This window comes from Streptomyces sp. VNUA24 (genome assembly GCF_029167005.1).
Classification (GTDB): domain Bacteria; phylum Actinomycetota; class Actinomycetes; order Streptomycetales; family Streptomycetaceae; genus Streptomyces; species Streptomyces scabiei.
In genome coordinates, this window is sequence record NZ_CP119143.1 from 678,870 (window position 1) to 700,249 (window position 21,380).

Below are 21,380 nucleotides of genomic sequence, written 5' to 3' on the forward strand. Positions count from 1 at the left end.
GGGCATGATTGACGGATCGTCGGCCGACCGGCGGCACCGCTGCCGCCGGTCCCGCACGCCCCCGCCAACGCCCCACCGTTACAGGAGGCCGCCTTGCGAGGTTCCCCCACCGACCGCAGGCCCACCCCGCACCCCGGACGCGCGCGCAGAACGGCGTTCGCCGCCGCCCCCGCCATGCTGCTGCTGCCCCTGCTGGGCGCGGCCCCGCCCACCGGCGAGCCGTCCGCCGCCCCGGCCCGCCTGCAGCGCGCGTTCGGCGCCGCGGCGGCCGAGTACGGCGTGCCGCGCGACGTGCTGCTCGGCGTCTCCTATCTGCAGTCCCGCTGGGACACGCACGGCGGAGCCCCGAGTGTCACCGGCGGCTACGGCCCCATGCACCTGACCGACGCCCGTGCCGCCCTCGCCGAGGCCCCGCACCACGGCGAGGGCGCCGAGGACCCGCGCGGCGACGGCTCCCGGCCGCGCCGGGTCGCGGAGGTCGGCCGGCCCGCACCGGCCGGGATCCCGGCCCGGCTGCGGACGTTGACGCGGGCCGCCGCCCTGACCGGCCTGCCGGAGCGGACACTGCGCACGGACCCCGCCGCGAACCTGGCGGGCGGGGCCGCCCTGCTCGCCGCCGCGCAGCGGGAGCTGGGCGTACGTCCGAGTGCCGATCCGGCGGACTGGTACGGCGCCGTGGCCCGCTTCTCCGGCGCCGACGACCGGGCGACCGCGGCGGCGTACGCGGACGAGGTGTTCGCCGTGATCCGCGACGGCGCCGAGCGCGTCACGGACGGCGGCCAGCGGGTGGTGCTGACCGCCGAGCCCGGTCTCGTCCCCCGGACCGGGCAGCTGTCCCGGGCGGGGCTGCGCAAGTCGGCCGCGGGCGCCACGGAGTGCCCGGCGACGGTGTCCTGCGAGTGGGTCCCGGCCGCCTACGCGGAGTTCGGCGACGACGACTACGGCAACCACGACCTGGCCGACCGGCCGAACTCGCAGCCCGTGCGGTACATCGTCGTCCATGACATCGAGGGCTACTGGGACAGCGCCCTCGAACTGGTCCAGGACCCGACGTACGTGTCGTGGCAGTACTCGCTGCGCTCCACGGACGGGCACATCGCCCAGCACATCAAGGCCAAGGACGTGGGCTGGCACGCGGGCAACTGGTACGTCAACGCGGCGTCGATCGGTCTGGAGCACGAGGGGTTCCTCACGTCGCCGGACGCCTGGTACACGGAGGCGATGTACCGCGCCTCGGCGCGGCTGGTGCGGTATCTCGCCGACCGGCACGGCATCCCGCTGGACCGGCAGCACATCCTCGGCCATGACACCGTGCCCGGCCCGACGACGGCGGCGGTCCCGGGGATGCACACCGACCCCGGCCCGTACTGGGACTGGCGGCACTACTTCGAGCTGCTGGGCGCACCGATCGTCCAGACGTCCGGCGGCGACAGCGACATGGTCACCATCCGCCCGGACTACGCGGGCAACCGGCCCGTCTTCACCGGCTGTACGTCCGGCGGCGCGGCCTGCGCGGTGCACGGCTCCAGCGCGGTGCGGCTGTACAGCAGGCCCGACGCGACCTCGCCCCTGATCAAGGACATCGGGCTGCGGCCGGACGGCAGCGTCTCGACGACCGGGGTGAACGACCTCGGATCACGCGTCTCCACCGGTCAGAGTTACGCGGTGGCCGAGCGGCAGGGCGACTGGACGGCGATCTGGTACCTGGGGCAGAAGGCCTGGTTCAAGAACCCCGCGGACGAGCCGACGGCGGTCGGCGCGGCCGGTCTGCTGGTGACGCCCCGGGACGGTCTCGCGGACATCCCGGTGTACGGCCGCGCCTACCCGGAGGCGGCGGCGTACCCGGCCGGTGTCCCCGTACAGGCGGTGTCGCCGCTGCCGTACAGGCTCCCGAAGGGCCAGCGGTACGTGGCCGGTGACAAGGTGCCCGGCGAGTACTACTACGCCGTCTCCTTCGACACCGGCGGGCATCGGGTCGTGGTCGGCGAGGACCTCTACTACGAGATCCAGTTCGGCCACCGGGTGGCGTTCGTGCGGGCGGCGGACGTGCGGGTGCTGCCCGCCGGGTGAGGACGGGGGCGCGAGGAAGGGCCGGGTGCGCGTGCGCCCGGCCCTCGTCGTCTGCGTCCCCTGCCGCCTTCAGCCCTGCTGGAACAGCTCCGCCGGAAGCGGCTTGAGCAGCGCGTACAGGTCGTCGGTGATGGGGCGGTCCCAGGCGGCGATGGTCACCAGGACGTTGTCGCTGCGGTCGAACTGGACGCAGGAGATCCGGGACTCGGAGAGCTTGAGACGGCGGACGATCAGGAGGTTGTCGCCCTGCATCACCGGCATGTCCTCGGAGCCGACGACGGTGACCTCCTCCTCGTTCTCCAGGGCGATCAGCAGCTGGCTCACCTCGAAGGGGATCTCTCCGTCGGGGACCTCGCGCGCCGGGGAGCCCTCCGGGAGGTTGCCGATGATCATCGCGGGGCCGCGGCCGCCGTAGAGGTCGTAGCGCAGGAAGACGCCCTGACAGCTGCCGTCGGGGGCGGGCAGCAGACCGGCACCGAGATTGCCCGGCCAGTCGCCCGGATCCATGGCCAGTACGTCGAATTCGGGGCCGGCGGGAGTGGCGCTGCGGCGGCGGAGGAAGGACATGCCGCAATGGTACGGCGTGCCGTGCGGCGGTGGGGCCGAGGGAGCGGCGGAGGCGGGGGCGTTCCGGGACGGCCCGGACCGCCGTGCCCGGCGCCGCCCGCGAGGGAGGGAAGGGGGACTCCCCGTCGCGCGGACGAGGCGGGCGAACCGGGCGTCGTGGGCCCTGCGTCAGGGCCCCGGGCGTGCCCGCGCGCCGGAACGGGTGGGCTCGTCGTCGGCCGTGGGTGCCGCGCCCGCGACGGTGTTCCGGCGGGAGGTGTCGACCGCGGGTGCCAGGAAGGCCGCGCAGACGACGAAGGCGAGGACGACGAGCATGGCGGGCCGCAGACCGATGTGTTCGCCCAGGAAGCCGAGTCCCGGCGGGCCGACGAGGAAGGCGACGTAGCCGATGACGGCGACGAGGCTGACGCGGGCCGTCTCGTCGGGGCCGGACTCACCGGCGGCGGAGAGCGCCAGGGGGAAGCCGAGCGAGGCGCCGAGGCCCCAGAACAGCACGGCGGCACCGGCCAGCGCGGGGCTGTCGGAGACGACGACGAGCAGCAGGCCGAGGGCGCCGGAGGCGGCGCTGGCGCGCACCACGGTGGTACGGCCGTAGCGGGCGAGGACGTAGGTGCCGGCGAAGCGGCCCAGGGTCATTGCGGCGGCGAATCCGGCGTAGACGAGGGAGCCCGCGGTGGGGTCCATTCCGTGTCCGTCGACCATGAGCAGGGGCAGCCAGTCGTTGGCCGAGCCCTCGGCCAGTGCCATGGCCAGCACGATCGCGCCGATGAGGAGGAGCCTGCCGTCCTTCCACACCGCCGGGTGCCGTTCCCCGTCGCCGTCCCGGGTCTTCGCGGGGACGGTGCGGCCGGTGCCCGCCGGGATGGAACGCACCGCGTACAGCAGGAGGCCGACGCAGACCGCGACGACCGCCGCGAGATGCCAGTGCACCGGGATTCCGGCCGCGGTCGCCGCCATGCCCGCCACGGCCCCGCACACCGTGCCCAGACTGAAGAAGCCGTGCAGCGGGGGGAGCGTGGTCCGGCCGCTGATCCGCTCGACGTCGGCGCCGTCGACGTTCACCGCCACGTCCCCGACGCCCATGCCGGCGCCGAACGCGCACAGGCCCAGGGTCACCAGGGGCACGGAGGCGGCGAAGCCGCCCCAGCAGATCGTGACCATGCCGGCCAGCAGCAGCCAGGTCCCCCAGGAGATCACCGGGCGTGTGCCGTACCGGGACACCAGCCGTCCCGAGGAGCTGATCCCCAGCATGGAGCCGAGCGACAGCCCGAACAGGACCAGTCCCATCTGCGCGGTGGAGACGTCCAGCCGGTCCCTGATCGCGGGCGTGCGCGTGACCCACGACGAGATCGAGATGCCCGCGAGCAGGAAGACGAGGAACAGCGCCTGCCGGCGTCGGCGCACGGCGTCGTCCATGAGACTGCTTCTCCTAGGGAGCGGAGCCACTGCGGGCCCCCTCGCGGCCCCCTGACCGAACAAATGTACAAGCTCCGGCTGTTCCGGGGCGTCAGGTCAGGTCGAACTCGCCCTCCCGGGCCCCCGACACGAAGGCACCCCATTCGGCGGGGGTGAAGATCAGCGAGGGGCTCTCGGGGCTGCGGCTGTTGCGCATGGCGATGAAGCCCTCGACGAAGGCGATCTGGACATCTCCCCGCCCCTGGCTGCTCGACCGCCAGTCCGCGTTGGTGAGGTCCAGTTCCGCCGGTTTGTGCCAGCCGTCGAGGGATCGCTGCTGCATGGTGGTCTCGGCCACGTCCGTGCTCCTCCCGGTTCGTCGTCCGCCCGCCAGACTAGCGATCGGCCCCCACCGCCGACAGGCCACGTGAGGGGCGGGTTCAGGACGTGGGCGGCTCGGCGCCCACCAGCCACATCGAGAAGAACTGCGATCCGCCGCCGTAGGCATGTCCCAGCACCCGGCGGGCGCCGTCCACCTGGTGTTCTCCCGCGAGGCCCCGCACCTGGAGCGCGGCCTCCGCGAAACGGATCATGCCGGAGGCGCCGATGGGGTTGGTCGACAGGACCCCGCCGGACATGTCGACCGGAAGATCCCCGTCCAGCTCGGTGACACCGGACTCGGTGAGCTTCCAGCCCTCCCCTTCCGCGGCGAAGCCGAGGTTCTCCAGCCACATCGGCTCGTACCAGGAGAACGGCACGTACATCTCCACCGCGTCGATCTCCCGGCGCGGATCGGCGATGCCCGCCTGCCGGTAGACGTCGGCCGCGCAGTCCCGTCCCGCGCGCGGGGACACGCTGTCCTTGCCCGCGAACAGCGTCGGCTCGCTGCGCATCGCGCCGCCGTGCATCCACGCGACGGGCCGGGGCGCCCGGGCGGCCCCCGCGCGGTCGGTGAGGACCATCGCGACGGCCCCGTCGGAGGAGGGGCAGGTCTCGGAGTAGCGGATCGGGTCCCACAGCATGGGCGAGGACTGCACCTTCTCCAGCGTGATGTCGTGCTCGTGAAGGTGGGCGTAGGGGTTCTTCAGCGCGTTGCGGCGGTTCTTGTACGCGACCAGGGAGCCGACGGTGTCGGGGGCGCCGCTGCGTCGCATGTACGCCCGTACGTGCGGGGCGAAGAAGCCTCCGGCGCCGGCCAGCAGCGGCTGCTGGAACGGGATCGGCAGGGACAGGCCCCACATGGCGTTGGACTCGGACTGCTTCTCGAAGGCGAGGGTCAGCACCGTACCGTGGACGCGGGCGGCCACCAGGCTCGCGGCGACCAGCGCGGTCGAGCCGCCGACCGAGCCCGCCGTGTGGACCCGCATCATGGGTTTGCCGACGGCGCCGAGCGCGTCGGCGAGGTACAGCTCGGGCATCATGACGCCCTCGAAGAAGTCGGGCGCCTTGCCGATGACGACGGCCTCGACGTCGGCCCACGTCAGCTCGGCGTCGTCCAGGGCCCGGCGGGCGGCCTCGCGGACGAGTCCGGCGATCGACACGTCCCGGCGCGCCGCCACGTGCTTGGTCTGGCCGACACCGACGACGGCCACGGGCTCCTTGCTCATCGCGGATCCCCTTCGAGTACGGCGACCAGGTTCTGCTGCAGACAGGGCCCGGACGTGGCGTGTGCCAGCGCCCGGTCGGACTCGCCCCGGTGGATGCGGGCGGCGGCCTCGCCGATCCTGATGAGCCCGGCGGCCATGACGGGGTTGGCGGCCAGGGCCCCGCCCGACGGATTGACGCACACGTCGTCGCCGAGCCCCAGGACCTGGCGCAGGATCACCTCCTGCGCACTGAACGGGGCGTGCAACTCGGCGGTGTCCACGGGGCGTTCGAACGCTCCGGCCCGTTCGGCGGCGAGCCGGGCGGACGGCGAGTCGGTGAGGTCGCGCACGCCGATGCCGTGTGCCTCGATGCGGTGGTCGATGCCCCGGATCCAGGCGGGCCGCTCGCACAGTTCCCGGGCCCGCTCGCCCGCGGCGAGGATCACGGCGGCGGCCCCGTCGCCGATGGGCGGGCAGTCCCCGGTGCGCAGCGGCCGTACCAGGTAGTCCCCCTGCGGCACCGGACCGCGCAGCTGGGCGTGGGGGTTGGCGGCGGCGTCCGCGCGGCTGCGGGCCCCGACCGCCGCGAGCGCCGGCTCGTCCGTGGTGCCCGCGTCGATGAGCGCCTGGGCCTGGAGGGCGGCGAGGGCGACGGAGTCGGGCCACAGCGGTGCCACGTAGTACGGGTCCAGTTGCCGGGTCAGGACGTCCCGCACCGATCCGGGCGAGGACTTGCCGTAGGAGTAGACGAGCGCGGTGTCGGCGTCGCCCGTGCGCAGCTTGACCCATGCCTCGTACAGCGCCCAGGCCCCGTCCATCTCGACGTGCGACTCGGAGATCGGCGGCCAGGCGCCGACGCCGTCGAGGGCCAGGGTGAAGGAGAAGGCGCGCCCGGCGAGGTAGTCGCTGGAGCCTGAGCAGGTGAAGCCGATGTCGGAGGTCTTCAGCCCGGTGGCCTGCATGACCTCGTGGAGCACCGGCATGAGCATCTCCACCTCGGAGAGGTCGTCGCTGGTGCGCCGGTGGTCGGTCTGGGCGAAGGCGACGACGGCGATGTCCCGTGCGTCCGTGCCCGGTCGTACCTCGCGGGTCATAGCGTCTCCCTGTACGTCTCGTAGTCCGCGTCGGGTTCGCCGGTGGGCCGGTAGTGGTCGGGATAGCGGGCGCCCTCGGTCCACACCGGCTCGACGCGCAGCCCCATGCGCACCTGGTCGTAGGGGATGCCGGCGATCCGGCCGTGCAGGGCGAGCCCGGCGCCGTCCAGGGCGATGTGGGCGTAGACGTAGGGGACTTCGATGTCCAGGTTCTTCGCCTTGATGTTGACGATGCAGAACGTGGTGACCGTCCCGCCCGGCCCGACCTCCACCTGTTCGGCCGTGGCCACCCCGCAGGTGGGGCAGGCGCCCCTCGGCGGGACGTACACCTTCGCGCAGGAGGGGCAGCGTTCGCCGACCGTGCGGCGGCCGCCGAGGGCGTTGATGTAGCCGGTCTGGGCGCGGCCGGGCGAGTAGGTGTAGTCGAGGCGGGCGGGGGCGACGATCCCGGTGACGGCGTCGTCGAACTCGCCGCTGTGGCCGGTCGGTTCCTCCGCCCGCCCGTCGTACGGCTCGAAGCAGGCGATGTCCGTGATGGCACCGGACCGTTCCTCGGCCCAGCGCACGCGGACCCGCATCCCGGTGCGTACGGCGTCGGGGCCGGGCGCGTCGAGGGCGTGGAGCAGGGCCGTGTCGGCGCCGTCGAGCCGCACCAGCACCCAGGCGAAGGGGGTGGCGAGGGGCTGGCCGCGGCGCGGCTCGTGGTTCCAGGCCCAGGTGGTCACGGTGCCGGTGGGCGCGACCTCGACCAGGTCGCGGATCTCCTCGGCGGTGACGGGGTCGTACTCGACGGGCGGGACCAGCACCCGGCCGTCGCCGGTCCGCACCCCGAGCAGAACACGCTCGCGCAGTCCGGTGAGGAAGGCGCTCTGTACGGGGCCGACGGAGCGGGTGAACGGAAACTCGACGGTGAGGGGGGCCTTGAGGATCGCGGACATCGGAGGTTGCCTCCTTCGCATGAGGGCACGGGGACGCCCCCGTCTTCTGGGGGCGCGGGGAACTGCGCGGTCGGCCACGACACACCCGCGGCCGACTCACGGCATCCCGGGCGGTACGCCTATTCCCGCCGGTAGACAGGGGTCCGCTTCTCGGCGAAGGCGCGAGCCCCTTCCTTGGCGTCGGCCGTGTCGAAGACCGGCCACCCCCGCTTCAACTCGGCCGCCAGCCCCTCCGCCTCGGTCATCTCGGCCGTCTCGTAGACGGACGCCTTGACGGCTTCGACGGCCAGCGGCCCGCACGCGTTGATCTGTTCGGCGATCTCCAGGGCCTTGGCCAGGGCCGTGCCCTCGGGCACGACCTGTCCGATCAGCCCGATCGCGGCGGCCTCGTGCGCGCTGTAGGGCCGCCCGGTGAGCAGCATCTCCAGGGCGTGCGTGCGCGGGATCTGCCGCTGGAGCCGGACCGTGGAGCCGCCGATCGGGAAGAGTCCGCGCCGGACCTCGAAGAGGCCGAACGTCGCCGACTCGCCGGCGACCCGGATGTCGGTGCCCTGGAGGATCTCGGTGCCGCCGGCGACGCAGTGCCCCTCGACGGCGGCGATCACCGGCTTGCGCGGCCGGTGGTGGCGGAGCATGGCCTTCCAGTGCAGGTCGGGGTCGGCCTTGAGCCGGTCCCGGTACTGCTGGCCCTCCATCCCCTTGCCCGCGAGGGCCTTGAGGTCCATGCCCGCGCAGAAGGCGCCGCCCGCTCCGGTGAGGACGATCGAGCGGATCTCCTCGTCCTCGTCGGCCCGGACCCAGCCGTCGTAGAGGCCGACGAGCATCGGCAGCGAGAGCGCGTTCTTGGCTTCGGGCCTGTTGAGCGTGAGCACCAGTGTGCCGCCTTCGCGCCGCACGGTGAGGTGTTCGGTGCCGCCCATCGGGCTTCTCCCTCCACAGGAAACGAGAACAGGTTGCAGGAGACGGGTCGGCACTTCAAGGGTTTTCTGACAGACAGTCAGATTTCTGCGCGAGGACTCTTCACAGTTGTGCCGCCCTTTGCTCTGATGACCGGCAACCCGAGCGCCAGCGAGGTCAGGAGGAGCGCGGTGGAGTACAACCTTGCCGACCTGTTCGAGTCGGTGGTCGACGTGGTTCCCGGCCGGGCGGCGCTCGCGTATCTCGACATCCCCGGCACCGGCGCGGAACACCGCCTCACGTACGCCGAGTTGGACGCGGCGGCCAGCCGGATCGGCCACCATCTGCTGGACAGCGGGATACGGCCCGGCGAGCACGTGGGGCTGCATCTCTACAACGGCGTCGAGTACCTGCAGACCGCGCTGGGATGCCTCAAGGCGCGGATCGTCCCGGTGAACGTCAACTACCGTTATGTGGAAGACGAGTTGGTCTACCTCTACCGGGACGCGGACCTGGCCGGTCTGGTCTTCGACGCGGAGTTCACGCAGCGGGTGGCGGGCGCGCTGCCGCGGACGGAGAAGCTGCGGCACCTGGTGCGGGTGGGGACCCCCGCACCGGACGCACCCGCGCTCGACGCGACCGCCTTCGCCGAGGCGGTGGCCGCCGCCTCCGACGGGCGGGGCTTCCCGGCCCGTTCGGGCGACGACCAGTTCATCATCTACACCGGTGGCACGACGGGCATGCCCAAGGGCGTGATGTGGCGTCAGGAGGACCTGTTCTTCTCGGGCCTGGGCGGCGGGGCCCCCACCGGGGAGCCGGTGAAGTCGCCCGAGGAGCTGGCCGAGCGGGTCGCGGCCGGCGGCGACGGGATCACCTTCTTCCCCACGGCCCCGCTGATGCACGGCACCTCCACGCTCACCGCGTTCATCGGGTTCAACTTCGGCCAACGGGTGCTGATCCACCGCAAGTTCGTGCCCGAGGAGGCCCTGCGGACGATCGAGAAGGAGAAGGTCACCAGTGTGTCGCTGGTCGGCGATGCCATGCTGCGCCCGCTGATCGACGCGCTGAACGGCCCGATGAAGGGCACCGACTGCTCGTCCCTGTTCAGCGTGTCGTCGTCCGGGGCCGTCATGTCGGAGACGGTCCGGCAGGAGTTCCAGGCCCTGGTGCCGAACGCGATGCTGCTGAACAACTTCGGGTCCTCGGAGTCCGGCTTCAACGGCACGGCGACCCAGGACTCGGGCGCGGGCGACGGCTTCCGCATCCGGGTCCACTCCCGTACGCGGGTCGTGGACCCGGCGACGTACGAACCCGTACCGGTCGGCGTGCCGGGGCGGGTCGCCCAGCGCGGGCACGTGCCCCTCGGCTACTACAACGACCCGCGCAAGACCGCCGAGACCTTCTTCGAGCGGGACGGCGAACGCTGGGTGCTCCTCGGCGACATGGCGACCGTCGACGAGGAGGGCGTCGTCACGGTCCTCGGCCGGGGTTCGCAGTGCATCAACACCGGGGGCGAGAAGGTGTACCCGGAGGAGGTCGAGCAGGCCCTCAAGGCGCACCCCGACGTGTACGACGCGCTGGTCGCCGGGGTGCCGGACGCGCGCTGGGGCAGCCATGTCGCCGCCGTGGTGCAGCTGCGCGAGGGCGCGGCCCGGCCGTCCCTGGAGGAGATACAGACCCACTGCCGCACCCGCCTCGCGGGCTACAAGATCCCCCGGCAGCTGGTCCTCGCGGAGACGATCCAGCGTTCCCCCAGCGGCAAGGCGGACTACCGCTGGGCACGGTCGGTGGCGACGGCGGCTGACGGCTGACGACCGACGGCTGAGCCGCTTCGTCACGTCCGTCGGCGGCGGCCGTCGAGGAAGGCCGCCACCTCCCGTACGAACCACTCCGGGTCGTCGAGCCAGGGGAAGTGGCCGGCGCCGGGCTGGACCGTGAACCGGGCCTGCGGGAAGAGGGCGGCCGCGCGCCGGGCCAGTGCCGGGGTCGGGCCCGTGTCGAACTCGCCCGCGAGGACGAGGACCGGCGCCGTCAGTGCGGCGAGCGCGGCCCGGGTGGCGGGCGGGTCGTAGGCGCCGGCCGAGCCGTAGACGTCGGACGCCTCGTCGTTCGTCTGTTCCTCCTCGGCGGCCGTGTGGGCGCGGGCGGTGTCGTCCCAGCGGCCGTAGAACAACGGCATCATCGCGTCGTCGAAGGAGCCGCGGCCGGTCCAGGCCGCCTCGAAGGCCGCGTACGCCTCGGCGAACCAGGGTTCACCCGCTCGCAGGCGGGCGGCACGGAGGCGGTCCTCGACGGTCACCGGCAGACCCACCGCCCAGGGGGTGGCGGTGATCAGCGCCAGGCGGGAGACCCGCTCGGGGTGGCGGGCCGCGTAGAGCGTGGCCAGGTTGCCGCCGGCCGAGTGGGCGAGCAGGTCCATGCGCTCCAGACCCAGGTGGACGCGGAGTGCCTCCACGTCGTCCACCTGACGGTCGCAGCGGTAGGTCGCCGGATCGGCGGGGACGGCCGAGCCGCCGGTGCCCCGCAGGTCGAGCAGGACCAGGCGCCGGTGGGCGGTGAGGCCGCCCAGGTCGCCCAGGTAGGCGGAGGCGCGCATGGCCCCGCCGGGCAGGACGACCAGCGGCTCGCCCTCGCCACGCTCGTGGCAGGCGAGTTCGGTTCCGTCGGGTGCGGTGAAGGTCGGCATGGTGCCGATCTTCGGGGGCGGGCCCCGTACGCCGCAACGCGGTTCACGGCGAGGCCGCGCTCACCCCCGGGCGAAGCGGTCCCGCAGCTCCCGCTTGAGGATCTTCCCGCTCGCGTTGCGCGGCAGATCGTCCACGAAGTGGACCGTCTTGGGGGCCTTGAAGGAGGGGAGCTTCTCGCGGGCGTGGGCGAGGAGTTCGTCCGCCGTGACCTCTTTCCGGCGGACGACGACCGCCGTGACGGCCTCGATCCAGTGGTCGTCGGGCAGGCCGATCACCGCGACCTCGGCGACCGCGTCATGGGTGTGGAGCGCGTCCTCGACCTGGCGGGAGGCGATGAGGACGCCGCCGGAGTTGATGACGTCCTTCACCCGGTCGACGACGGTGAAGTAGCCGTGGGCGTCACGCACGGCGAGGTCCCCGGAGCGGAACCAGCCGTCGCGGAACGCCTCGGCGGTCTCCTCCGGCTTCTCCCAGTAGCCCTCGCAGAGCTGCTGCGACTGGTAGACGATCTCGCCGGGGGTGCCGTCGGGCACCTCCGCGCCGTCCTCGTCGACGACCTTCGCCTCGACGAACATGACGGGGCGGCCGCAGGAGTCCATCCGCCCCTTGTGCTCGTGCGGTCCGAGGACCATCGCCAGCGGACCGATCTCGCTCTGCCCGAAGCAGTTGTGGAAGGCCAGCTCGGGCAGCCGCTCCCGGAGCCGTTCCAGGACGGGCACCGGCATGACGGACGCCCCGTAGTACGCCTTGCGCAGACCGCCGAGGTCACGGGTGTCGAAGTCGGGGCGGTTCGCGAGGGCGATCCACACCGTGGGCGGGGCGAAGAAGCTGTCGGCGCGGCCCTCTTCCACGAGGTCGAGGATGCGGTCGCCGTCGGGTGCGTCGAGGATCGTGTTCGTGGCGCCCACCGCGAGGTACGGCACCAGGAAGACGTGCATCTGCGCGGAGTGGTAGAGCGGCAGGGAGTGCACGGGCAGGTCGCCTGCCTGGAGGTCGAGGGCGGCGATCGCGCTGAGGTACTCGTGCACCAGCGCCCGGTGCGTCATCATCGCGCCCTTGGGGAGCGCGGTGGTGCCGGAGGTGTACAGGAGCTGGACGAGGTCCTCGGCGCGGGGCTCCTCGCCGTCGTACGGCTCGGTGCGGGCGAGCAGGTCCAGGAGCGAGCCGTCCGCGTCCCGCAGGGGCAGGGAGCGGGTGCCCTCGGGGAGGTTCCCGGCGAGGCCGGGGTCGGTGAGGACGAGGCTGCTGCCGGACTGGTCGAGGAGGTAGGCGAGGTCGTCGCCGGTGAGGTGCTGGTTGACGGGGACGTGCACGAGGCCGGCGCGGGCGGCGGCCAGGAACGCGATGAGATAGGCGTCGGAGTTGTGGCCGTAGGCGGCGACGCGGTCGCCGGGCCGCAGTCCGGTGTCGCGCAGGGCGCGGGCCCCGCGGGAGACCGCGTCGTCCAGTTCGGCGTAGGTCCAGGACCGTTCGCCGTAGTGGACGGCGACACGGGCGGGCATGCGCCGGGCACTGCGCCGCAGGGTCCCGTCGACCGTCACGCTGCGGCCTGCCGTCATGTTTCCCGCTCCTTCTTCCACGTTCCCGACGCCCGATCCTCGTTCCGTCCCGCGAGCGAGGTCAAGCCGCCACCCCCGGGACCGGACCCCGCGGCGGCGACCGGATCCGGACGCACATGGCGGGAAGTCACTCAACTCCGGTCAGGGGTCGGCGAGTCACCTTGAGCGGGGATCCCCCGCCCGTATGGACTACGCAGACACGTGTCGACATGCTCAACCGTCCCTTGACACAACGATGTTGGGAGCTCGAATGCGCACCCGTCTCAGACGGCTGGCGGTCTCGGCCGTCGCCCTGCTCACCGCCTCGGCCGTCCTGCCGTCGGCCGCCGCCGACGACACCCGGTCCGAGGGGAACCGCACGTCCCACGGTGGCCTGTCCGCCGTGATCCGCTACACCGAGTACGGCGTTCCGCACATCGTGGCGAAGGACTACGCGAACCTCGGCTTCGGCACCGGCTGGGCGCAGGCCGCCGACCAGGTGTGTGTGCTCGCCGACGGGTTCGTCACCGTGCGGGGGGAGCGCTCCCGCCACTTCGGACCCGACGCGGCACCCGACTTCTCGCTCTCCTCCGCCTCGAAGAACCTCACCAGCGACCTGTACTTCCAGGGCGTCCGGGACGCGGGCACCGTCCAGAAGCTGCTGGACCGGCCCGAACCGCTCGGACCGAGCCGCGAGGTCAGGGACCTGATGCGGGGCTGGGCGGCCGGCTACAACGCGTGGCTGAGGAAGAACCGGATCACGGACCCCGCCTGCAGGGGTGCCGCCTGGGTGCGGCCGGTCTCCACGCTCGACGTGTTCTCCCGCGCGTACGCCCTCGCCGTGCTCGGCGGCGAGGGGCGCGTGGTGGACGCGATCACCACCGCGCAGCCGCCGGCCGCCGGCGCCGCGGGCACGGCTCCCGCGCCGGACGCCAGGGCCGCGGCCCGCGCCGCGAGCGAGCTGTTCGGCGCCGCGAACGCGGACATGGGGTCCAACGCCGTCGCCTTCGGCGGTGACACCACGGCGAACGGCCGCGGTCTGCTGCTGGGCAACCCGCACTATCCGTGGGCCGGCGGGCGCCGCTTCTGGCAGGCGCAGCAGACGATCCCCGGCGAACTGAACGTCTCGGGCGGGTCGCTCCTCGGCTCGCCGATCACCCAGATCGGCTTCAACGCGAAGGTCGCCTGGAGCCACACGGTCGCGACCGGCACCCCCATGAACCTCCATCAGCTGACGCTGGACCCGGCCGACCCGACCACGTACCTCGTGGACGGCGAGGCGGAGCGGATGACGAAGCGGACCGTGACCGTCGGCGTGAAGGACGGCGCCCCGGTCACCCGCACCCAGTGGTGGACCCGGTACGGCCCGGTCGTCACCTCGATCGGCTCCGACCTCGCGCTGCCGTGGACGGCCGGTACCGCGTACGCCCTGAACGACCCCAACACGGCGAACATCCGCTTCACCGACACCTCGCTGGGCTTCGCCAAGGCGGGCGGCACGGCGGACGTGCTCAGGTCCCTCGCCCGGCACCAGGGCCTGCCGTGGGTGAACACGGTGGCCGCGGACTCCGCCGGGCACACCCTGTTCACGCAGTCCCAGACGCTGCCCCGGATCACCGACGACCTGGCCGCCCGCTGCTCGACGCCCCTGGGCAGGGCCACCTACCCGGCGGCGGGCCTGGCGATCCTGGACGGCTCCCGCGCCGACTGCGCGCTCGGCAGCGACGCCGACGCCGTGCAGCCGGGGATCTTCGGGCCCGCCAGGATGCCCACGCTGAAGGACGCGCCGTACGCGGAGAACTCCAACGACAGCGCGTGGCTGGCGAACGCGGACCGGCCGCTGACCGGGTACGAGCGGGTCTTCGGCAACGTCGGGACGCAGCGCTCGATGCGGACGCGTGGCGCGGTCGAGGACGTGGCGGCGATGGCCGACAGGGGCGATCTGACCGTACGGGACCTGCAGCGGCAGCAGTTCGCGAACCGGGTGCCCGCGGCCGACCTCGCGGTGGAGGACGTCGCGCGGGCGTGTGCCGCGCTGCCGGGCGGCACAGCGACGGGCAGTGACGGCACGGCCGTCGACGTGTCCGAGGCGTGCGGTGTGTTCCGGACCTGGGACCGGACCGCGGACAGCGACAGCGCCGGTGCGCTGCTCTTCGACCGGTTCTGGCGGCGGCTGAACGCGGTGGTGCCGCGTGCGCAGTTCTGGAAGGTGCCCTTCTCGGCGGCCGACCCGGTCGGCACCCCGAACACGCTCAACACGGACGCGCCCGGCTTCGCCACGGCCCTCGCCGACACGGTCCGCGATCTGCGGGCGGCGGACGTTGCCCTGGACGCGAGGCTCGGCGAGCACCAGTTCGTCGTACGCGGCGGCCGGCGGATCCCGGTGTCGGGCGGTACGGAGTCGCTGGGCGTGTGGAACAAGATCGAGTCGTCATGGAACCCGGCCGAGGGCGTCTACGCGGAGGTCTCGTCGGGTTCCAGCCATATCCAGGCGGTCGGCTGGGACGGCGGCCGCTGCCCGGTGGCCCGCACGCTGCTGACGTACTCGCAGTCCTCCAACCCGAATTCGCCCCACCACCTGGATCAGACGCGGCTGTTCTCCGCGGAGAAGTGGGTGACGTCCCGCTTCTGCGAGAAGGACATCCTGTCCTCGCCGAAGCTGAAGGTGGTCCGTGTGAGCCAATGAGCCGAGGGATGTGGTGCCGCCCCCTGTCGGGGCGGCACCATTCCTGTGTCAGCAGCATGCCATTGGCATATCACCGCTCTTATCGAGGAGGCCGCCCGGTGGCGCAGGACTCGTTACGTCCCGAGACGGACGCGATCGCCATGATCGACACGACGGTGCCGCACTCGGCCCGTATCTGGAACTACTGGCTGGGCGGCAAGGACAACTATCCCGTCGACCACGCGGCGGGCGACGCCTTCCGCGCGGTGTTCCCCGGCATCACCGACCTGGCCCGCGACTCCCGGGCCTTCCTCCGCCGCGCGGTCACCCATCTCACCGCCGAGGCGGGCATCCGGCAGTTCCTGGACATCGGCACCGGTCTGCCGACCGCCGACAACACGCACGAGATCGCGCAGCGGGTGGCGCCGGACGCGCGGATCGTCTACGTGGACAACGACCCGCTGGTCCTGACCCACGCGCGGGCACTGCTCACCAGCACACCGGAGGGGGTGACCGACTACATCGACTCCGATCTGCGCGACCCGCACACCGTGCTGCGGGAGGCGGCCAGGACCCTGGATCTGTCCCAGCCGGTCGGACTGACGATGATGCAGGTCAGCGGGCACATCGTCGACTACGACGAGGCGCGCTCCATCGTCGGCGCCCTCATGGCCGCCCTGCCGCCGGGCAGCCACCTCGCCTTCAACGACAGCGTGGACACCCACGAGGCCAACGCCGAGGCCACCCGCCGCTACAACGAGAGCGGCGCGGCCCCCTACCGTCTGCGCAGCCCCGCCGAACTCGCCGGGTTCTTCGACGGTCTGGAGCTGCTGGCCCCGGGCGTGGTGCCGTTGAACGACTGGCGGCCGGACCCGGCGGACGTCGGCGGATCCGGCGAGGTGATCGCGGTGGGCGGGGTCGCGCGCAAGCCGTGAGGGCCGCGCGCGGCCCCGGTCCTCACACGGCCTTCTGCCGCCCCTCCCAGTACGGCTCGCGCAGCCGCCGTTTGTAGAGCTTGCCGTTGGGGTCGCGGGGCATCGCCTCGGTGAAGTCGACGCTCTTCGGGCGCTTGTACCCGGCGAGCCGGCGGGCGCAGTGGGCGAGGATCTCCTCGGCGAGCGCCTGCCCCGCCGTGAATCCGGGGGCGGGCTCGACCACGGCCTTGACCTCCTCGCCCCAGTCGTCGTGCGGGATGCCGAAGGCGGCGGCGTCGGCGACCGCGGGATGGGTGAGCAGGGCGGCCTCGATCTCGGCGGGGTAGATGTTGACGCCGCCGGAGATGATGAGGTCGATCTTGCGGTCGCGGAGGAAGAGGTAGCCGTCCTCGTCGAGGAGGCCGAGGTCGCCGACGGTGAAGAAGTCGCCGATGCGGTTCTTGCGGGTCTTGCCCTCGTCCTTGTGGTACGAGAAGCCGCCGGTGCTCATCTTCATGTACACGGTGCCGAGTTCACCCGGCGGCAGCCGGTTGCCGTCGTCGTCGAAGACGGCGAGTTCGCTGATGGGCCATGCCTTGCCGACCGTGCCGGGCTTCTTCAGCCAGTCCTCGGCGGTGGCGAAGGCGCCACCGCCCTCGCTGGCCGCGTAGTACTCCTCCACACAGGCGCCCCACCACTCGATCATGGCCCGCTTCACATGGTCCGGGCAGGGCGCGGCCCCGTGGATGGCGTGCCGCATGGACGACACGTCGTAGCGGGCTCGCACCTCCTCGGGGAGGGCGAGGAGCCGGTGGAACTGGGTGGGCACCATGTGGGTGTGCGTACACCGGTGGGCGTCGATGACGCGGAGCATCTCCTCGGGCGCCCACCGGTCCATGAGCACCAGGCGGTGCCCGATGTGCAGGGACGCGCCGGCGAACTGCAGGACGGCCGTGTGGTAGAGCGGCGAGCAGACCAGATGGACGTTGTCGTCGAACGGCCTGATGCCGAAGATGCCGAGGAAGCCGCCGAGGTAGGACTCCTCGGGGAGCTTGCCGGGCAGCGGGCGGCGGATGCCGCGGGGGCGGCCGGTGGTGCCGGAGGTGTAGTTCATGACCCAGCCAAGGGTGCGGTCGCCGGGCGCCGACTCGGGCTGTCCGTCGAGGAGTTCGGCGTACGGGCGGAAGCCCTCGGCCGTGCCGACGGCGTACCGGTGGCTCGCGGGGAGCTTCGCCTCGTCGGCGGCGTCGCGGGCGGCCTCGGCGAAGCGCTCGTGCGCGATGAGTACCTTGGCGCCCGAGTCGGACACGATCCAGGCGATCTCGGGGCCCACCAGATGGTGGTTGACGGGGACGAGGTAGAAGCCGGCCTGGCTGGCGGCGAGGTAGGCGGTGAGGAACTGGACGCCGTTGGGCAGGACGACCGCGAAGGCGTCGCCGCGCTCCAGCCCGGCCGCCCGCAGTCCGTGCACGAGGCGGTTGGTCTCGGCGTGCAGGCGTCCGGCGGTCCACTCCTCCCCGTCGGGCGCGACGAGCACCGCACGGTCGGGGTCGGCGGCGGCCTGCGCCCAGAAGCCCTGGGGAGGCTGGGCCTGGGGGGCACCGTTGCGGGCGGCCGGGGCGGCCGGTGAGGTGCGGTCCGGGGCGGGCCGGTCCTGAACAGGACGGTCCTGCGCGGGGCGGTCCTGCGCGGGGCGGTCCTGCGCGGGGCGGTCCTGCGCGGGGCGGTCCTGCGCGGGGCGGTCCTGCGCGGGGCGGTCCTGCGCGGGGCGGTCCTGCGCGGGGCGGTCCTGCGCGGGGCGGTCCTGCGCGGGGCGGTCCTGCGCGGGGCGGTCCTGCGCGGGGCGGTCCTGCGCGGGGCGGTCCTGCGCGGGGCGGTCCTGCGCGGGGCGGTCCTGCGCGGGGCGGTCCTGCGCGGGGCGGTCCTGCGCGGGGCGGTCCTCGGACGGCCGGTCCTCGGACGGTCGGTTCTCGGACGGTCGGTCCTGAGAGGCTCGGTTCACTGTCCCCCGCTCCTTCCGGCGATCCGGTTGATGTGGTCCACGGCCCGCTCGAAGCCCCGGGTGAGGTCGTCGAAGACCGCCTGGACGCTGCGTTCGCTGTTCATGCGGCCGACGATCTGCCCGACCGGCGTGCCGAGCAGCGGCTCCACCTCGTACTTCTGGATGCGGGAGACCGCCTCGGCGACGAGCAGCCCCTGGAGGGGCATGGGGAGGGTGCCGGGTCCGGTGGGGTCGTCCCAGGCGTCGGTCCACTCGGTGCGCAGCTGCCGCGCGGGCTTGCCGGTGAGGGCGCGGGAGCGGACGGTGTCGCCGGAGCCGGCGGCGAGCAGCTTCTCGATCAGCCGGGGCGAGGGCAGTTCGGCCTCGGTGGTGGTCAGCCACAGCGAGCCGAGCCAGACGCCCTGGGCGCCGAGCGCGAGGGCGGCGGCCACCTGCTGTCCGCTGCCGATGCCACCGGCGGCGAGGACGGGCAACGGGGCCACGGCGTCGACCACTTCGGGGGTGAGGACCATGGAGCCGATCTCACCGGTGTGGCCGCCCGCCTCGTAGCCCTGTGCCACGACGATGTCGATGCCCGCCTCGGCGTGCTTGCGGGCGTGGCGGGCGCTGCCGGCGAGCGCGGCGACGAGGACACCCCGCTCGTGGGCGCGGTCGATGACGTCGGCGGGCGGTGAGCCGAGCGCGTTGGCCAGCAGCTTGATCGGGTAGTCGAAGGCGACGTCGAGCTGGCTGCGGGCGACCTGCTCCATCCAGCCGGTGATGCGCCAGCCGGACGCCTCGCCCTCGGCCAGCTCGGGCACGCCGTACTTGGCGAGGGTGTCCTGGACGAACTGCCGGTGCGATGCGGGGATCATGGCCTCGACGTCGGCCTCCGTCACCCCCTCGACCTTCTTGGCCGGCATGACGACGTCGAGGCCGTACGGCATGCCGTCGACGTGGGCCTCGATCCAGTCGAGGTCGCGCTTGAGTTCGTCGGGGGCCGTGTAGCGGACCGCGCCCAGCACCCCGAAGCCGCCGGCCCGGCTGATGGCCGCCGCGACCGCGGGGAACGGCGTGAAGCCGAAGACGGCGTACTGGACCCCGAGTGTGTTGCTCAGCTCCGTCTGCATGGTGCGCAGGATGCCGCAGTCCTCCGGACGAGGGAAGAGTTTTTCTGATGCACCGTCAGATTTGGTGGTCTCGCGCCGCTGGGAGGCGGGTGCTTGACTGGGTGTCATGAGTGAAGGCGTGGGGGGCTCGGGGCCCGGGTGGAGCCGACGGCAGCTCGGCCGGCGGGTGCTGGCGGTCGGTGGAGGCTTCGCCGCGCTGCCCTTTCCGGCCGCGCCGGCCGTCGCCGCTCCCTCCCCCGGAGGCGGCCGTCCGCCCCTGCGGCACGGTTCGCCCGCGCGGGCCGGGCTGCTGCCCGAACATCTGGAGCGGCTCGTCACCGATGCCGAGTCGTTCCTCGGCCCGTCGCCCCGGCACCCCTGGTACGCGGGCGCGGTCCTGCTCGCCGGACGGGGCGGAACCGTCGCGCTGCACCGGCCGATCGGGATGGCGGTGCGGTACTCGGCGTACGACGAGAAGACCGACACCGGGGTGGAGTTCCCGGCGGAGCGGCAGATTCCGATGGCCCGGGACACCGTCTTCGACCTCGCGTCCGTGTCGAAGCTGTTCACGTCCCTCCTCGCGGTGCAGCAGATCGAGCGGGGCGCCCTGGCGCTGGAGGGGAAGGTCTCCTCGTACCTGCCCGAGTTCGGGGCCGCGGGCAAACAGGACATCACCCTGCGCCACCTGCTCACCCACACGTCCGGGTTCCGCTCCTGGCTCCCCCTCTACAAGGAGCCGACGTACGAGGGAAAGCTCCGGCTCCTGTGGAACGAGGCGCCGCTGAACCCGCCCGGCTCGGCGTATCTGTACTCGGACCTGAACCTGATCTCCCTGCAGCTCGTCCTGGAGAGGATCACCGGTCACGGTCTGGATCAGCTGCTCCACGACGAGATCACCGCTCCGCTCGGCATGGACCGTACGCGCTTCAACCCGCCGGCCTCCTGGCGGCCGCGCATCGCGGCGACCGAGGACGCCCGGCTCCCCTGGTCGGGTCTGGACCGGGGGCTGGTGTGGGGAGAGGTGCACGACGAGAACGCCTTCGGCCTCGGCGGGGTCGCGGGCCACGCCGGTGTCTTCTCCTGCGCCTGGGACCTGGCCGTCCTGTGCCGCACGCTGCTCGACGGGGGTGTGTACGGCACGACCCGCATCCTGACCCCCGAGTCGGTGGAGCTGATGTTCACCGACTTCAACACCTCGTTCCCCGGCGACGAGCACGGGCTGGGCTTCGAGCTCTACCAGCACTGGTACATGGGCGCGATGGCCACCCCGCGCACGGCGGGCCACACCGGCTTCACCGGCACCTCGCTCGTCCTGGACCCGAGCACCGACTCCTTCCTCGTGGTGCTCGGCAACTCCGTCCATCCGGTGCGCGGCTGGCGGTCCGGATCCGCGCCCCGGGTGGCCGCGGCGAACCACCTCGCCCGGGCCGTCCCCGTACGCCCGGCGCGGGGCCGCGCGTCCTGGTTCTCCGGAATGGCGTCCGGCACCACGGCGACGCTGGCGCTCCCGCCGCTCGACACCGCCGCGGCCGGCGCCCGGCGGCCCCGCCTGCGCTGCGCCCTGTGGTGGGACACCGAGCCGCAGGCGGACGCCCTCGTCCTGGAGACCTCCGCCGACGGCGGCGAGACCTGGCGGCCGGCGGCCTTCACGACGGCACGGGGCTCAGGCGCCCCCGAGGTTCATCCGTCCGGGTCGGTGACGGGGTGGTCGGGCCGGGCCTGGCACCGGGTCACCGCGGAGCTGCCGGAGGCGGAGGCGCTCACCGTGCGCTGGCGGTACACGACCGACCGGAGTTACGTCGGCCGCGGGGTGTACGTCGACCGGCTGCGGGTGACGGCGGGAGGCCGGGCCCTGTTCGACGAGTCACGGGCGGCGGACGCGGGACGGATCGCGACGGCGGGGTGGACGGCTGCCGCCGACTAGCACGGCGTTCGGGCG

The 21,380-nt window shown here is 72.9% G+C and carries 15 protein-coding genes and 2 pseudogenes; 6 read left to right on the forward strand and 11 right to left on the reverse strand.

Annotated features, from left to right (window positions below; genetic code table 11):
- Positions 1 to 93 precede the first annotated feature (93 nt).
- Complete coding sequence (locus PYR72_RS02735; protein WP_275453676.1) at positions 94 to 2,070, forward strand: N-acetylmuramoyl-L-alanine amidase; 1,977 nt, start codon at positions 94 to 96, stop codon at positions 2,068 to 2,070.
- Positions 2,071 to 2,139: 69 nt separating this feature from the next.
- Here PYR72_RS02735 and PYR72_RS02740 read toward each other — a convergent pair whose 3' ends face one another.
- From PYR72_RS02740 to PYR72_RS02770, 7 genes are all read right to left on the reverse strand, one after another.
- Positions 2,140 to 2,637 carry a hypothetical protein gene (locus PYR72_RS02740; RefSeq protein WP_275453677.1) on the reverse strand — a complete coding sequence of 166 codons (498 nt, stop codon included), beginning with the start codon at positions 2,635 to 2,637 and terminating at the stop codon, positions 2,140 to 2,142.
- Between the two features lie 168 nt (positions 2,638 to 2,805).
- The gene (locus tag PYR72_RS02745; protein WP_275453678.1) at positions 2,806 to 4,053 is read right to left on the reverse strand and encodes an MFS transporter; all 1,248 of its coding nucleotides are present in this window, start codon (positions 4,051 to 4,053) and stop codon (positions 2,806 to 2,808) included.
- A 91-nt stretch (positions 4,054 to 4,144) separates the two neighbouring features.
- Positions 4,145 to 4,390 carry a DUF397 domain-containing protein gene (locus PYR72_RS02750; RefSeq protein ID WP_013005879.1) on the reverse strand — a complete coding sequence of 82 codons (246 nt, stop codon included), beginning with the start codon at positions 4,388 to 4,390 and terminating at the stop codon, positions 4,145 to 4,147.
- 82 nt (positions 4,391 to 4,472) lie between these two features.
- Positions 4,473 to 5,639 carry a thiolase domain-containing protein gene (locus tag PYR72_RS02755; protein ID WP_275453679.1) on the reverse strand — a complete coding sequence of 389 codons (1,167 nt, stop codon included), beginning with the start codon at positions 5,637 to 5,639 and terminating at the stop codon, positions 4,473 to 4,475.
- Positions 5,636 to 6,712, reverse strand: a complete 1,077-nt coding sequence (locus tag PYR72_RS02760; RefSeq protein WP_275453680.1) for a thiolase domain-containing protein — start codon at positions 6,710 to 6,712, stop codon at positions 5,636 to 5,638. The genes PYR72_RS02755 and PYR72_RS02760 overlap by 4 nt, the downstream gene beginning before the upstream one ends.
- The gene (locus tag PYR72_RS02765) at positions 6,709 to 7,650 is read right to left on the reverse strand and encodes an OB-fold nucleic acid binding domain-containing protein (RefSeq protein ID WP_275453681.1); all 942 of its coding nucleotides are present in this window, start codon (positions 7,648 to 7,650) and stop codon (positions 6,709 to 6,711) included. The genes PYR72_RS02760 and PYR72_RS02765 overlap by 4 nt, the downstream gene beginning before the upstream one ends.
- A 119-nt stretch (positions 7,651 to 7,769) precedes the next feature.
- Entirely contained in the window at positions 7,770 to 8,570 is an 801-nt protein-coding gene (locus PYR72_RS02770) for a crotonase/enoyl-CoA hydratase family protein (RefSeq protein ID WP_275453682.1), read from the reverse strand.
- Positions 8,571 to 8,738: 168 nt separating this feature from the next.
- On the opposite strand from PYR72_RS02770, the gene PYR72_RS02775 reads away from it, so the two are divergent.
- The gene (locus tag PYR72_RS02775) at positions 8,739 to 10,358 is read left to right on the forward strand and encodes an acyl-CoA synthetase (protein ID WP_275453683.1); all 1,620 of its coding nucleotides are present in this window, start codon (positions 8,739 to 8,741) and stop codon (positions 10,356 to 10,358) included.
- A 23-nt stretch (positions 10,359 to 10,381) separates the two neighbouring features.
- Here PYR72_RS02775 and PYR72_RS02780 read toward each other — a convergent pair whose 3' ends face one another.
- Positions 10,382 to 11,233 (reverse strand): alpha/beta hydrolase, encoded by an 852-nt coding sequence (locus tag PYR72_RS02780; RefSeq protein ID WP_275453684.1) that lies wholly within the window; start codon positions 11,231 to 11,233, stop codon positions 10,382 to 10,384.
- Positions 11,234 to 11,293: 60 nt separating this feature from the next.
- The gene (locus tag PYR72_RS02785) at positions 11,294 to 12,793 is read right to left on the reverse strand and encodes an acyl-CoA synthetase (RefSeq protein ID WP_275453685.1); all 1,500 of its coding nucleotides are present in this window, start codon (positions 12,791 to 12,793) and stop codon (positions 11,294 to 11,296) included.
- Between the two features lie 250 nt (positions 12,794 to 13,043).
- On the opposite strand from PYR72_RS02785, the gene PYR72_RS02790 reads away from it, so the two are divergent.
- Both PYR72_RS02790 and PYR72_RS02795 read left to right on the forward strand, forming a co-directional pair.
- Positions 13,044 to 15,458 carry a penicillin acylase family protein gene (locus PYR72_RS02790; RefSeq protein WP_275453686.1) on the forward strand — a complete coding sequence of 805 codons (2,415 nt, stop codon included), beginning with the start codon at positions 13,044 to 13,046 and terminating at the stop codon, positions 15,456 to 15,458.
- A 140-nt stretch (positions 15,459 to 15,598) separates the two neighbouring features.
- Entirely contained in the window at positions 15,599 to 16,372 is a 774-nt protein-coding gene (locus PYR72_RS02795; RefSeq protein ID WP_275460318.1) for an SAM-dependent methyltransferase, read from the forward strand.
- A 22-nt stretch (positions 16,373 to 16,394) separates the two neighbouring features.
- Here PYR72_RS02795 and PYR72_RS02800 read toward each other — a convergent pair.
- Positions 16,395 to 17,936: pseudogene (locus tag PYR72_RS02800) on the reverse strand (acyl-CoA synthetase); the annotation flags it as partial.
- A gap of 114 nt (positions 17,937 to 18,050) precedes the next feature.
- On the opposite strand from PYR72_RS02800, the pseudogene PYR72_RS02805 reads away from it, so the two are divergent.
- Positions 18,051 to 18,241 (forward strand): annotated as a pseudogene (locus PYR72_RS02805) (pentapeptide repeat-containing protein); the annotation flags it as partial.
- A 108-nt stretch (positions 18,242 to 18,349) separates the two neighbouring features.
- Here the strand turns inward: PYR72_RS02805 and PYR72_RS02810 are convergent.
- Positions 18,350 to 19,462, reverse strand: coding sequence for a nitronate monooxygenase (locus PYR72_RS02810; protein ID WP_275453687.1), 1,113 nt, complete (start codon positions 19,460 to 19,462; stop codon positions 18,350 to 18,352).
- A 106-nt stretch (positions 19,463 to 19,568) separates the two neighbouring features.
- Between PYR72_RS02810 and PYR72_RS02815 the strand changes: the two genes are divergently transcribed.
- Positions 19,569 to 21,365: a serine hydrolase gene (locus PYR72_RS02815; RefSeq protein ID WP_275453688.1), complete on the forward strand. Its 1,797-nt coding sequence runs from the start codon at positions 19,569 to 19,571 to the stop codon at positions 21,363 to 21,365.
- The last annotated feature ends 15 nt before the right edge of the window (positions 21,366 to 21,380 follow it).

Bases quoted from the DNA above. Each gene is read 5' to 3' on its own strand.
- PYR72_RS02785 (WP_275453685.1), bottom strand. From the start codon at position 12,793: ATGACGGCAGGCCGCAGCGTGACGGTCGACGGGACCCTGCGGCGCAGT.
- PYR72_RS02780 (WP_275453684.1), bottom strand. From the start codon at position 11,233: ATGCCGACCTTCACCGCACCCGACGGAACCGAACTCGCCTGCCACGAG.
- PYR72_RS02765 (WP_275453681.1), bottom strand. From the start codon at position 7,650: ATGTCCGCGATCCTCAAGGCCCCCCTCACCGTCGAGTTTCCGTTCACC.
- PYR72_RS02815 (WP_275453688.1), top strand. From the start codon at position 19,569: ATGAGTGAAGGCGTGGGGGGCTCGGGGCCCGGGTGGAGCCGACGGCAG.
- PYR72_RS02770 (WP_275453682.1), bottom strand. From the start codon at position 8,570: ATGGGCGGCACCGAACACCTCACCGTGCGGCGCGAAGGCGGCACACTG.
- PYR72_RS02795 (WP_275460318.1), top strand. From the start codon at position 15,599: ATGATCGACACGACGGTGCCGCACTCGGCCCGTATCTGGAACTACTGG.
- PYR72_RS02755 (WP_275453679.1), bottom strand. From the start codon at position 5,639: ATGAGCAAGGAGCCCGTGGCCGTCGTCGGTGTCGGCCAGACCAAGCAC.
- PYR72_RS02760 (WP_275453680.1), bottom strand. From the start codon at position 6,712: ATGACCCGCGAGGTACGACCGGGCACGGACGCACGGGACATCGCCGTC.
- PYR72_RS02810 (WP_275453687.1), bottom strand. From the start codon at position 19,462: ATGCAGACGGAGCTGAGCAACACACTCGGGGTCCAGTACGCCGTCTTC.
- PYR72_RS02790 (WP_275453686.1), top strand. From the start codon at position 13,044: ATGCGCACCCGTCTCAGACGGCTGGCGGTCTCGGCCGTCGCCCTGCTC.
- PYR72_RS02745 (WP_275453678.1), bottom strand. From the start codon at position 4,053: ATGGACGACGCCGTGCGCCGACGCCGGCAGGCGCTGTTCCTCGTCTTC.
- PYR72_RS02740 (WP_275453677.1), bottom strand. From the start codon at position 2,637: ATGTCCTTCCTCCGCCGCCGCAGCGCCACTCCCGCCGGCCCCGAATTC.